Below are 12,174 nucleotides of genomic sequence, written 5' to 3'. Positions count from 1 at the left end.
TTAAAAAGTTTAAGTTTTATTTATAATTAGCGACGTGAGGCTGGTGTATAGTAGAAGTGGTAATTTTTTTGCGAAAGAGAGGCTCATGATGAAAATATTTTTTTCGCGTACTGCTGCTACTATCTTGGTCACGGCATTGTTGACAATGCTGTGTGCGTTTTTGCCCGCGCAGGCAGAGGCTTTTAAAATGTCGGTCACAAATCAAAACGAACACAATCGGTCATTTTCGATTTTGTATTATGATGAAAATGTCGACAAGTGGGTGTGCGCCGGTTGGTATAATGTAGCAGCCGGTGAGCATAAGGAATTTTCCTTCAAGGAATCAGTCAATTTGCCGTATGCTTATCTTTACAGCGCTTCGTGGAACGGCGGCGACCGTTCGGATACCATTGCACTGCCGGTGATCAAGGAAAAGTTTCGCTATTATCAGGATGAGGAACCACCGCAGGGCACGGATGCACGGGTAGTGACGTTTGCTAAGATTGCCGTTGCTGCAGAAGGCGCTGAACTGGTTTTTAAGGCTTCGGTAAAACCGGTCGCGCGCGGCATGGGCGAGCGGATTGCTGCGCTGGCTATGCAGATGAAGGGGAAACCCTATCGTTGGGGTGGTGCATCGCCGGATGAAGGTTTTGACTGTTCCGGTCTTAGTTATTATGTGCTGGGGCAACTGGGCGTATCGATTGAACGAACCGCGGATGTGCAATTTCATCGACAGGAAGCCATTGCGTTTAAGGATTTGCAGCCGGGCGACCTGGTCTTTTTTGCCTGGCATGGCGGTGAGCCGGAGCATGTCGGCATTTACTTAGGAAACGGTAAATATATTGACGCGGAAAATACCAGCGGCGCGGGCCCCGGAGCCAAAGGAGCAGTAATGGTTGCGTCATTTGACAATTGGAATAAGAAATTTTTCGTTGGCGGGCGTCGCTTTCAGTAAAATTTAATAAATTTGACGGCAGGGCTGAGGCGCTTCACGGCGAAGGTTTCTTAATGAGGCCTGTCGTCTGACGGGCAAAAGGAGGGAACTCTAATGAGGTCTTTAATTTGGAAAGCGGCTTTGTGTCTGTTGTTGGTCTTGTCGCTTGGCGTATCCAGCGCGGCTGCGGCCACTCCGGATAAAGAACGCGCAGAACTGCGGCAAAAAACAGCGGCGACGCTCGATAAGCTCTATGAGGTGCAGCCGAGTGCGCGGCAGGCGGTGGAAAATGCCGCCGGGTATGCGGTCTTTAACAATACCGGTTTTAAGTTGCTGTTCTTCGGCAGCGGGCATGGGCGCGGCATGGCGGTGAACAACCAAAGCGGCCGCGAGGTGTTCATGAAGATGACCGAAGTGCAGGCAGGGCTTGGGCTTGGCATCAAGGAATTCGCGCTGATCTTCGTCTTTGAAGACCAGGGCGCCTGGAATAAGTTTGTCGACAGCGGCTGGGAATTTGGCGGACAGGCGACGGCTGCTGCTAAGGACGGCGTCGGCGGCGATTCGCTGCAAGGCGCGGTTTCGGTCTCGTCCGGCGTGTGGATGTATCAACTTACGACCAAGGGATTGGCGCTCGAGCTGGCGTTAAAAGGAACGCGCTACTACAAGGACAGCAACTTGAATAACTAAACAGTAACGGGGTTTTTACAAAAGCGCGACATGTCGCCGTTGTGAAAACCCCGTCTTGTTTTTGGCAATGCAAGAAAATTTGACTATGATATAATAAAAGCAAAGTCAAAGAGAAAGAAGTGAATGTCATGCAGTTAATCGATCTTACTCACTTGATAAAGAGTGAAATGCCCCTCTTCCCCGGTTCGCCGCCGCCTGAAATCCGCCAGGTGACCAGCGTGGCGCGCGAAGGGTATCGCGTTTCGACGATCAGCATGAATTATCATATCGGCACGCATATCGATGCGCCTGCGCATATGTTGGAAGAGGGAGCGACGCTTGCCGAAATGGCAATCGACCATTTCCACGGACGTGCGGTAGTGGTCGATGTGACAGGCTGTAGGGCGCAGATTGCGTTACAGGATATTGAAAAAAAGGCAGAAGCGATTGCGCAGGCGGAGTATCTGCTGCTCAAAACCGGCTGGAGCCGCCATTGGGGCAGCGAAGCGTATTACGGCGATTTTCCTTGCTTGACGGTCGAGGCCGCGCAGTGGCTGACGCGGTTTTCGCTGAAAGGCGTCGGCATCGATGCGATTTCCATTGACGCGATCGATAGTAAGACGTATCCGATCCATCATATCTTGTTGGGTGCGGGTCTGTTGGTTGTGGAAAATCTCACGCGCCTCGATGCGATTCCGGCAGAGGAATGTCAGTTTTTTGCGCTACCGCTTCGGATCGAAGGCGCGGATGGCTCACCGGTTCGGGCGACGGCGGGTATTGAAGAATAAACGAAGAAAAGAGAAAGACCGGCTGGTCTTTCTCTTTTTTCTCTTTGGGAAGGAAAACCGCGTTCGACAGAGAAGATTCCATATAATGTAATTTGACTGCGGAGCAAAGAGGGGAGGCGATCAGTGTGGAAAAAGGCAGTATTTTGTTCGTTGACGATGAACTGCCGATCCTGCGTGCGCTATTTCGTTTATTTCGCGAGAGCGGCTATACGCTTCACCAGGCAGCGAGCGGTGAAGAAGCGTTGGCGATATTAAAAGAGCATCCGGTCGACTTGGTGATCAGCGATATGCGGATGCCGCAGATGAGCGGCTATGAACTGTTGAGTATCGTAAAAGAAAAGTATCCGTCTACGATGCGCATCATTCTAAGCGGCTATTCGCAGGAACGGGAAATCTTCCGTTCGTTGCTCGACGGCGCGTCGCGCATGTATCTGCTTAAGCCCTGGGACAATCTTGCGTTGCTTGCGGAAGTGGAACAGCTGTTCAAGATTCAAAAACTGCTGAACAAGCGGCAACTGCTCGATAAGATGAATGAATTTGAACGTTTGCCGACACTGCCGGAATTATATGAGAAGATAAACAAGCTGATTGAAGAGGATGCGGATATCCGTGAGATCACACAACTGATCGAAGAGGATCAGGTCATCGCGGTGAAAGTGCTGAAAATAGCCAATTCCGCTTTTTGCGGCGTCCATACCGGTTCGCTTAAACAGGCGGTCGCCTATCTCGGTTTGGCGGCGATCAAGAACATCATTCTCGCCTGCACCGTCTTCAATGACGGACAGCTGGATAAATCGGCGAAGAAAGTGATGGAAATCTTGTGGAGCCACGCGAATATGACCAATATGATTTTGCAGACGGCGGCGGAACAGTTGCTGCACAAGCGTTTGCCGGAAGACCGCGCGAGCATCGGCTTGGTTCACAATATCGGCAAGGTGGTGCTGCTGAAAGAGTATGGAGCGCGTTACGTCGAGGTCTTCTTGACGGCGCAGGAAAGCGGGCGCAGTATCGACACGGTTGAAACGGAAGCATTCTCCCTCTCGCATCAGGAAATCGGCGGTTATCTCCTGAATTGGTGGAATCTGCCCTATGCCTTCGTCGAAGCGGCGATGTTCCATCATGATCCGTTGCATGCGCCGTCGGAGAACAGGAACACGCTGCTCCTCTTGCATGCGGCCAACTATTATGCCTGGAAGATTGTGCGTCCTACGGCAAAGGCTGTTTTGCAAGACGGCGTCTTCGAAGCGCTCGGCATCGGAAAAAAAGAGTTTGAAGACTTAGTGAGCCATCTGCCGCGCTGATGCGGCAAAAAAGGGCCATGTCATCAATAAAAGAAGAATGAAAGCGCCGCGCGGCGCTTTCATTCTTCTTTTATCTTTGTTGTGCGCGGTATCTTCAGGATGAAGGTGGTGCCGTTCTCTTTGGAGCTGGTGAAGGTCAGCTGCCCGCCGTGCTGGCTTACGATGATATCGTAGGAGATGCTGAGCCCAAGGCCGGTACCCTGTCCGACCGGCTTCGTCGTGAAGAAGGGTTCGAAGAGGCGGTGCCGGATTTCTTCCGGAATCGGCGGGCCGTTATTCGTGATCGCGCAGCCGACGTAGCTGGCGTCGGCGAACGTCTCCAGACGGATCTTGCCGTTGTTGATCTCGGCGCCTTTGATTGCCTGTGCGGCGTTGACGATCAGGTTCAAAAGAACCTGATTGACTTGGTTGCCCAAAGCTTTGATGCTGGGGAGCTGGCCAAAGTGCGTCTCCACTTCCGCAATGTATTTGATCTCGTTGCGGGCGACGACCAGCGTCGTTTCCAAGCCTTCGTTCAGATCGTAGTCTTCGAGTTCGTTTTTGACGTCGATGCGCGAGAAGGCGCGTAGCGCTTTGATGATCTTGGCCACCCGCTCCAGCCCGTCGCGCGACTCGCTAAAGAGCGAACGCAGGTCTTCCAGGATGAAATCGATTTTTTTCTTGCGTTCCAGTTCCTCGATCTCGCTGGCCAGGGCGAGCAGCGTTTCGTTTGTCGCGGCGGAGGAGAGTTCCTGGCGCAGCAGACGGTATTTGGCCATGACGGCCTCGAGTCGTCCGACATAGTCGTCGAGAGTTTCAAAATTACTGCTGACAAAGCCGAGCGGGTTGTTGATCTCATGCGCGACGCCGGCCGCCAACTGCCCGATGCCGGCCATCTTCTCCTGTTGGATCAGATGCGTCTGCGTCTCTTTTAATTTCAGCAGTGCTTGTGCAAGGGACTGATTTTGGCGTAAAACCTTCTCTTTGTTGCGCTGGTTGGTCAAGACGCGCGAGACGCGGTGGCGAAGCAGCGCGGGATTGACTGGTTTGAGCAGATAATCTTCTGCACCGTTGGCGAACGCTTCGGCGATGAAATCCTCGTCGGCGCGCGAGGTGAGAAAGATGACCGGAATATCCCTGCCGGAATCCAGCGCTTTAATGGCGCGGCAGGCCTCAAAGCCGTTCATGCGCGGCATTTCGACGTCCAGCAGGATCACGTCCGGTGCGTGAGCGGCAAATTGTTCGACCGCTTCCTGACCGTCTTTGGCTTCGGCAATCAGGTAGCCTTCTTTCGAGAGCAGGTCATTCGATAAAGTGCGTGAAAAGCGGTCGTCGTCGACGACAAAGACAGTCGCTTTTTTTTCAGCCGCACGTTCCATCACGCATCGCTCCTTTAACTATCGTATTGTTTTACATCATATGGAAAACTTCTCTGCAAAGAGCAGACTTCCTTTCAGCGAAAGGAAATTATTTTGCGGGGCAAAAGAGCGCTGCGGGAAACGGCAGGAATTATTGGCCTTTAAGTCGAAAAATAAAAAGGATAACGGTGAAAATGAAATGGCTGTTACAGAATCCGCAATGGCCAAAGAAGGGTTGGGCAAGATGGAAAAACTGAAAGCGCTGCTGCATATCAATGATCCCGGAAAATGGCGGACCGTAGTCGCGAATGCGAAGAACTTGCTGGAAGACGTCGGCGCCGAACAACTTGAACTTGAAATCGTGGTCAATGCCACGGCGGTAAATATTTTTGACGCTACCGATCAGGAGGGTAACCAAGTCATGCGCCGCTTGTTCTTGGAGGCGATTCGAGATCTGGCACAGCAGGATGTGAAGATTGTCGCCTGCAGAAATTCACTGAAGGCCAATGCGGTACATGAAGACGGCGTGCCGGATTTTGTGAATATTGTTCCGGTCGCGATCACCCGGCTTGTCGTGCGCCAGACGGAAGGCTATGCTTACGTAAAACCGTGATGCGACGCTTGCATAAATTTAAAAAGTTAAATAATATTGGCGCTGTATAAAGAGGGCACTATAATGGTATAAAATCCAAATCAATGCATAGGAGGATGTCTGATGAAAAAAATCCTTTTACTGATTCTGGTCTTGTGCCTGATGGCAGTCGGACAAGTTGTCCAAGCCGCTCCAGCGCCGCAATTGGTGCAAACGGTCGACGTCGTGGCGGATAAGAATGTCACGCCGATCGATTTTTCGTTCTTTGATCAACCCGCACCAGGCAAGGTGGAATTCTCCAATGTGAAAAACCTTTGGGGTGCCGGTGCAGGCATGATTTTTTATCTGCAGACCGATAATGGCGACGATTGGCTGATGCTTAGCTTTGGCGGCGGCATGGTCGAGCTTCGTCTGCAAAACAAGAAGGTGGCGCTCTTTAGCGAAAAGGTAAGCGCAATCAGCGCACGAACCCCGCTGACGCTGACGATCCAGGACGGCAAACTGACCGCCAGTATCGGCAGCCGGACGCGCACTATCCCCGGTGTGAATGCGTTTAGCGGTAATCTTACCACGCAATCAATTGAGGGCACGTTAAAAGCGTACCAGTTTCCCGCCGAGTAAATAAAAATTCCAGGCATGAAAGGAGCGTCCTTTCGTGCCTGGAATTTTTTGTTTTACGTGCGGCGGCTTTTTTTCTGCGCATACATCAATTGATCCGCCTGTCTGAATAAATCTTCCATTGCGATGCTGCCGTCAGGCCGGTGTGCAAAGCCTACGGAAATGCGCAGCGCTTGATCGCGATGCAGGTTGCATTCGGCCAGTGCGTCGCTGATGTTTTGCAGCAGCGTCGGCAACAGGGCGGCGGAGGTATCGGGCAAAAAGACGACGAATTCGTCGCCGCCGATACGGGCTACGGTGTGATGACCGGCGGCGCGCGTCAGCACGGTTGCGGCATCCTGCAGCAGTCGATCGCCTTCGCTGTGTCCGAAGCGGTCATTGATTTCTTTCAGCCCGTCCACGTCGCAGACCAGCAGGCTACAGCGGGTTTGCTCCGCTTGCAGGCGCTTCATTTCCGCTTCGAAAAAAGTCCGGTTCTTCAACTGGGTAAGGCCGTCATGCAGGCTGAGATACTCTAGGCGTTCTTCGGCGGCTCTGCGTTCGGACACGTCCGTGTAAATCGCGTAATAGAGCATCTGGCCTCTGGCTTCGGGGAAGGAATATTTGACGATCGAGACCGGCAGCAAACGACCGTCTTTGCAGCGACGCAGCGCCTCAATGCGGCTTGTCTGATTGCCGGGCACGTAGTCTTCCATGAGGAAGAAGTCGGAAAGATTGTGTCCGCTGATTTCCGGCAGCGTGTAGCCGAACATTAGCGTGAAAGCATTATTGGCGTCGATGACGTGCAGGTCTTTATCGAAGATCAGGATGCCTTCGGGACTGTGCTTAAAGAGTTGCTCGAAACGGATCTTTTCCTCTTCCAGCGCTTGTGTGCGTTCGGCGACCAGTTCCTCCATGTGCGCATTGAGGTTTTCGATGTTCTCCGCCATATGGTTGACGCTGAGCAGGAGCGTCTTGAACTCGTCATCGACCTGAATATCAATGCGCTGTTTAAAATTACCCTGGCCGAGCGCGGCGGTGATCTGTACCAGATCCTGCAGCGGCTTCATCAGGCGTGCCGATAAGGAACGCGTGCCCCAGGCCGCGATGGTGAGGGAAAGGAAGAAAACGCCGAGCAGGATGCGCGTAATGCCGGACTGACGAAGGCGCAGCTGCTCATTTTGCTGATCTTTGATCGACTGGCCGAGGGACTGGACGGTTTCGGCGGCGGCTTTCATATCCGTTTCATTCGCGCGCTGCCGGGTTTTTAATTCTTCGATTTTAGCCGTTACCGTGCGGTACGTTTCAAGATCGCTGATGATGCGGTGCGCGGTCAGCTGGACATCGCTGCCGTAGGGGCCGTAGCGCAATGCGCCGGCGATGGACAGCATCTCCTGCACGCTCGACGGCTCAGGATTGAGCGGCACGGCTTGGTCGCGCAGCAAAAGCAAAAAATGGTGCAGGCGGTTGATCTCGGCCAGCGGCACGCTGTCGCTTTGATGCAGTTCTTCAATTGTATTGCCTAAGTCGCTGCCGATTTGCTGCAGTTCGCTGTGCAAAGCGCGAATCTGATCGGCGTAAATTCCATACTGGGAAAACGTCATCTGATAAAGCGCCAGCGAACGATTCATCGCCGTGAGCGTCTGCTTGTCGAGCATCTCTGTTCGAGCGGCGATTTGATCGAGCCGTTCCTGCGCGGACGTCAGCTCTTCCAAAACGGTCGCCGCGAGACGGCGATCCTGAGTCAGAAGATAATCTTTTTCGTTCATATGCGCACGCAGCGTCAGTTCGATTGCCTGATCGACATCGCGCAGCTCGGCGAAACGGTTTTCCGATTCCTGCAGTACAAACCAGGAAATTGCGCCATGAAGCAAAAGCAAGGACAAGAGCAAGGCAAAGGATAAGGCTAATTTTTGCCGGAAGGTAATGTTGAGCTTCATGAGCAGGCCTCCTGTCAGCTGATCGGTTAACGCCAAAGCCGGGAAATCTTTGTCGCCGTGCGGGTGATCAGTTCATTGCGCTGATCGGGAAATTCAAGGAACTCGCTAAAAAGCACCAAACCGGCGTTTGCGATGGCGGGCGGCGTCGATAAATCATAATTGAACGCCCAGCGCGGCGTGGCGCCCAGTTCGGCGGCCATGCGCTGCTGCATCGGAGAATAAAAAGCGGCGGGCACATCGCTGCGGGGCACGAAGGCGCCGGAACCACGACTCATCGTTTTGAGCGAGTCCAGTGCGGTCAGATGTACAAGCGCCTCCTTCGCGCCTTGCGGTTGGAGGGCATTCTTTGAAAGCACGAGGCCGTCAATCGGACCGAGCGTGTACGCCGGGATGTTTTCGTCGATCGTCGGGAAGGCGAAATAGTCATAGTCTTCGCCGGGCTGCCAATTATGCTCGGCGTCGCCGTAATAGCCAATGATCCAGGTGCCCATCAGCGTCATCGCGGCCGTCCCCTTATAAACGGATTCATTGGCGCCGCTGTCCCAGGCGGTTTGCAGCGGATTAGGGGTAAAATAACCTTTCTTGACCAAGTCGGCCCAGAGATCAAAGACCCGTCGCACCGGTGCATCGTTGTAGGAAAGCGAACCGTCCAGCAATTTTTGCCGATAGTCATAGCCCGCCGTGCGCAGCAAAAGATAATCAAACCAAAATTGCGCCGGCCATTTATCTTTCGCGCCAAGTGCAAGCGGCGTGATATTGTCTGCTTGCAGTTTCGCGCAGACAGCGTGGAATTCATCCCAGGTCTTAGGCGGTTTCACGCCGGCGCGGGCGAAGACTTTCTTGTTGTAAAAAAATGCGACATAGTGTTGCGTGAGCGGCAGCATATATTTTTTGCCGTCGTAGGTGCAAGCATCGGCGACGACAGGCGAAACAGACGAGGAAAGTTGCGCACGTTCCCAAACGTCGTCAAGCGGCGTCAATTTTGCAGTGACCGATCGTACCCGGGAACCCGCCCAATATGAATAAAGATCGGATGAACTGGGCGAGGCGAGCGTATCTTGGATGCTGGTCTTGAATGCCTCGTGGTCAAGCGGTGTGGCGGTCATTTGATATTGCGACGATTCTTTATTAAACGCGTTCACCATTTCCTGCAAGCCGCCGCTAAGGCTGCCGGAAAAATAATGCAGCAGACTGATTTTTTTCTTAGGTTCGGCCGGGGGAACGGCGTCTTTAGCAAACGGGGAACAACCGGAAATGGTGACGAAGCAGACAAGTAGAAGTAAGGCGGACAACGATCGGCGCAAAGAAAACACCTTCTTTCCCAGTCTGGTTTATGAAGACTAGTTGTAACTATCTATTATTTGCTATTTATTAGAAGAAATCCTGCTTTCCCCTGTTGCATAAAGCGGCAGGCACGCTCAAAAATGTTTTGGCGTCGGCGACTACGAAACTGTTGTCGTAAGATTTCGCCGGGCGTGGTCGAGATGATGCGTACGATTCGTGAGAAGCTGCAGCATATCGCTGCGGTTCGGCGGTTGAGAATAAGAAAGCGGTTATTTTGACGGAATAAAATGTCCTTGTTGAGATGGCCGTGCTTTTAGAAAATGCTGTCAAAAAATAGGTCGTCAGCCCTATTGAATCGACTATACAGTCTTGTAATAATGGAATTGGAAGATGCAAGCAAAACGAAAATTGCATACTGGGCAAACTCAGTGAAAACTGGGGACGCAAAGCATTGGGTCTAAGGTCGTCTGACGACGGCTATGATTGCCAGGTTGTCATTCCTTTCTGGGAGTCGGGATGTTCCATAACAGGCTGCTTTTATTGTCAGTCTGTTTTTGTTAGCCGACTGCGTGAAAAAATGTAAGGGGTGTTGAAGAATGGCTTCTTTAACGACGGCGTTGGCAGCACTAAACGGCTTATTGAGCAAATATCTGCTGCAGGTGACCGGGACGGCGAAAAATGATGTTATCAGCGTGACCGCACATAATGCGGTAATTAATTCGGGGGCGGGCAATGATTGGATTCAGTTTCAGGGCAGCGCCGGCGCTGCCACCGCTACGCTAAGCGGCGGCGCCGGATACGATACGTATGCGCCGATTCTAAGCAATGTCAGCGTTACGATCGATAACTACGACAGTGCAAGTGCGGTCCGTAATGATAAACTGTCGTTTTCCCGGTACAGTTTAAAAGGATTTAGCTTTATCAAGAGCGGTAACGACTTATTAATTAAATATACGGCAGGGAACTCGGAAGTCAGGGTGCAAAACTGGTTTCTCGGCCAGCGCTATCAGATTCAGGATTTTGTTTTCGCCGACGGCAACTTTACCGCCGATTTTATCAATGGCAAAGTAGGTTGGACAGATCCGGCAGCACCTCTTAATCTGATCGGAACGGCAGGCAATGATGTGCTGACGGGCGGAAATGGCAATGATACGATAAATGGCGGCGCAGGCAATGACGTTTTATATGGCGGCAACGGAAACGATGTGCTATATGGTGGAGCGGGTAACGATACGTTAAACGGCGGCAGCGGTAGTGATGCAATGTACGGCGGCGACGGCAACGATGTCTTAATTTGGGATGCGTCCGACAGCGTGCTGTCCGGCGGTGCGGGAATCGATACGCTGACTGCGGCGGACAGTGCCGGCGCGGTTAACTGGAATCTTGCCGCATACCAGGATATCGAGCAATTCGTCGGTTCGGCTTATAATGATACGTTTATCTGGAGCGGCAATGCGACCTCGATCAACGGCGGCGGCGGTGTGAATACCTTAACGGCTGCGGGACAGAATCAGGCGGTGAACTGGAATGCTGCGAACGGAAGTATCAGCAATATTGGCACATTCATAGGCGGCAACGGCAACGACATAATCAGCGGCAGCGCGGCCAATGAAACGATCAGCGGCGGCAACGGCAATGATACGCTGCTCGGCGGCGGCGGTAACGACAGCTTGTCGGGCGGAGCCGGAAACGACCTGCTCAATGGCGGCGCAGGCAATGATCTGCTGAACGGCGGCGACGGCAGCGACACCTATCAGTTTGCAAACAGCTGGGGCAGCGATACGATAAGCTATGATGCAAGCAACAATAACGACAACCTGCTGTTCGGCGCCGGCATTACAGCGCAAAATTTGAGCGTGAGTCATGTCGGCACGAATGTCACAATTACAGTGCAAGGACATGGCGATATCACGATTCAAAACTGGGATGCCTCTAAGCTTGACAGTTTACGTTTTGCGGACAATTCCAGCAAACGGATCAGCGACTATTTAACGCCGCTACCGCCGAGTTCTACTTCCGGGCGAACCAATTACGGCGTGGTAATCGGAATCGGCGATTATGCAGGGACAAGCAATGATTTGGCCGGAGTAAAGTATGATGTTGCCGATGTGAAGCAATTTCTGACGACGGATTCGCTGTGGACTGGAACGAATTTAACCACAGTGACCGATGCGCAGGCGACGAAGAATAATATTTTGAACTCAATCAACAGCCTTGCCGGCAAAGTGGATGCTAACGATAACGTTTTCCTCTATTATTCCGGGCACGGTTACAGCGGCAGCGGCAATATGGTCGCATATGATATGGCTGCAGTCACGCCGCAAATGATGTATGACAGCATTGTCGGCTTAGGCAATAAAGTAGGTGCCGGCGGCCATGTGACATTTGTTCTCGATTCCTGCTTCTCGGGAAGTTTTGTCGACTATTTCAAGAGTCGGGGCGGCGGAAGCCAGTATACGGTGATTAGCGCTTCCTCTTCGAGTGAAGTGAGTTGGGATATCGGTACAAACGGACTCTTTACCCATTACTTGATGGATGATGCATTGAACGGGCGCAAGGCCGATCTGAACCACGACAATAAGATTACGACGTCGGAAGTGCTTAATTATATTACTAGCCCTACCTACACCAGCTATAGCAGCAAAGACCACATGCAAATGTATGACGGTTCAAACGGCAGCTATGTGATTGGCTAAACAGCAAGCGAAAAGCGGGAGTGTCCTGACAATGTCAGGTGCTCTCGTTTTTATTGCGGA

General features: G+C 52.3%; 10 protein-coding genes and 1 riboswitch. Of the genes, 7 read left to right on the top strand and 3 right to left on the bottom strand.

Going from position 1 to position 12,174, the window contains the following annotated elements; genetic code table 11:
• Positions 1-85 precede the first annotated feature (85 nt).
• The 4 genes from QTL79_RS02140 (at position 86) to QTL79_RS02125 (ending at position 3,668) form a co-directional block, all read left to right on the top strand.
• The gene (locus QTL79_RS02140; protein ID WP_346353289.1) at positions 86-934 is read left to right on the top strand and encodes a C40 family peptidase; all 849 of its coding nucleotides are present in this window, start codon (positions 86-88) and stop codon (positions 932-934) included.
• A 93-nt stretch (positions 935-1,027) separates the two neighbouring features.
• Positions 1,028-1,600 (top strand): lipid-binding SYLF domain-containing protein, encoded by a 573-nt coding sequence (locus QTL79_RS02135; protein ID WP_346353288.1) that lies wholly within the window; start codon positions 1,028-1,030, stop codon positions 1,598-1,600.
• Positions 1,601-1,728: 128 nt separating this feature from the next.
• Positions 1,729-2,367, top strand: a complete 639-nt coding sequence (locus QTL79_RS02130) for a cyclase family protein (RefSeq protein WP_346353287.1) — start codon at positions 1,729-1,731, stop codon at positions 2,365-2,367.
• Positions 2,368-2,492: 125 nt separating this feature from the next.
• Positions 2,493-3,668, top strand: coding sequence for an HDOD domain-containing protein (locus QTL79_RS02125; RefSeq protein WP_346353286.1), 1,176 nt, complete (start codon positions 2,493-2,495; stop codon positions 3,666-3,668).
• 59 nt (positions 3,669-3,727) lie between these two features.
• Here QTL79_RS02125 and QTL79_RS02120 read toward each other — a convergent pair whose 3' ends face one another.
• The gene (locus QTL79_RS02120; RefSeq protein WP_346353285.1) at positions 3,728-5,026 is read right to left on the bottom strand and encodes a sensor histidine kinase; all 1,299 of its coding nucleotides are present in this window, start codon (positions 5,024-5,026) and stop codon (positions 3,728-3,730) included.
• Between the two features lie 178 nt (positions 5,027-5,204).
• On the opposite strand from QTL79_RS02120, the gene QTL79_RS02115 reads away from it, so the two are divergent.
• Together QTL79_RS02115 and QTL79_RS02110 are read left to right on the top strand one after the other, a co-directional pair.
• The gene (locus QTL79_RS02115) at positions 5,205-5,618 is read left to right on the top strand and encodes a DsrE family protein (protein ID WP_346353284.1); all 414 of its coding nucleotides are present in this window, start codon (positions 5,205-5,207) and stop codon (positions 5,616-5,618) included.
• Positions 5,619-5,720: 102 nt separating this feature from the next.
• Entirely contained in the window at positions 5,721-6,218 is a 498-nt protein-coding gene (locus QTL79_RS02110) for a hypothetical protein (protein ID WP_346353283.1), read from the top strand.
• A 53-nt stretch (positions 6,219-6,271) separates the two neighbouring features.
• Here QTL79_RS02110 and QTL79_RS02105 read toward each other — a convergent pair whose 3' ends face one another.
• Both QTL79_RS02105 and QTL79_RS02100 read right to left on the bottom strand, forming a co-directional pair.
• Complete coding sequence (locus QTL79_RS02105; protein ID WP_346353282.1) at positions 6,272-8,134, bottom strand: sensor domain-containing diguanylate cyclase; 1,863 nt, start codon at positions 8,132-8,134, stop codon at positions 6,272-6,274.
• Positions 8,135-8,160: 26 nt separating this feature from the next.
• Positions 8,161-9,438 carry an ABC transporter substrate-binding protein gene (locus QTL79_RS02100; RefSeq protein ID WP_346353281.1) on the bottom strand — a complete coding sequence of 426 codons (1,278 nt, stop codon included), beginning with the start codon at positions 9,436-9,438 and terminating at the stop codon, positions 8,161-8,163.
• A gap of 388 nt (positions 9,439-9,826) precedes the next feature.
• Positions 9,827-9,917, top strand: a riboswitch (cyclic di-GMP riboswitch).
• 97 nt (positions 9,918-10,014) lie between these two features.
• Here QTL79_RS02100 and QTL79_RS02095 point away from each other — a divergent pair.
• Positions 10,015-12,114 (top strand): caspase family protein, encoded by a 2,100-nt coding sequence (locus QTL79_RS02095; protein WP_346353280.1) that lies wholly within the window; start codon positions 10,015-10,017, stop codon positions 12,112-12,114.
• Positions 12,115-12,174 lie beyond the last annotated feature (60 nt).

Source organism: Azotosporobacter soli (assembly GCF_030542965.1).
GTDB lineage: Bacteria > Bacillota > Negativicutes > SG130 > SG130 > Azotosporobacter > Azotosporobacter soli.
The sequence above is the reverse complement of the archived record's forward strand: the minus strand, read 5'-3'. Positions and strand labels throughout refer to the sequence as shown.

What these genes read in the sequence shown, in the direction of transcription:
- QTL79_RS02105 (WP_346353282.1), bottom strand. Translation starts at nt 8,134, where the DNA reads ATGAAGCTCAACATTACCTTCCGGCAAAAATTAGCCTTATCCTTTGCC.
- QTL79_RS02120 (WP_346353285.1), bottom strand. Translation starts at nt 5,026, where the DNA reads ATGGAACGTGCGGCTGAAAAAAAAGCGACTGTCTTTGTCGTCGACGAC.
- QTL79_RS02110 (WP_346353283.1), top strand. Translation starts at nt 5,721, where the DNA reads ATGAAAAAAATCCTTTTACTGATTCTGGTCTTGTGCCTGATGGCAGTC.
- QTL79_RS02115 (WP_346353284.1), top strand. Translation starts at nt 5,205, where the DNA reads ATGGCTGTTACAGAATCCGCAATGGCCAAAGAAGGGTTGGGCAAGATG.
- QTL79_RS02135 (WP_346353288.1), top strand. Translation starts at nt 1,028, where the DNA reads ATGAGGTCTTTAATTTGGAAAGCGGCTTTGTGTCTGTTGTTGGTCTTG.
- QTL79_RS02130 (WP_346353287.1), top strand. Translation starts at nt 1,729, where the DNA reads ATGCAGTTAATCGATCTTACTCACTTGATAAAGAGTGAAATGCCCCTC.
- QTL79_RS02095 (WP_346353280.1), top strand. Translation starts at nt 10,015, where the DNA reads ATGGCTTCTTTAACGACGGCGTTGGCAGCACTAAACGGCTTATTGAGC.
- QTL79_RS02140 (WP_346353289.1), top strand. Translation starts at nt 86, where the DNA reads ATGATGAAAATATTTTTTTCGCGTACTGCTGCTACTATCTTGGTCACG.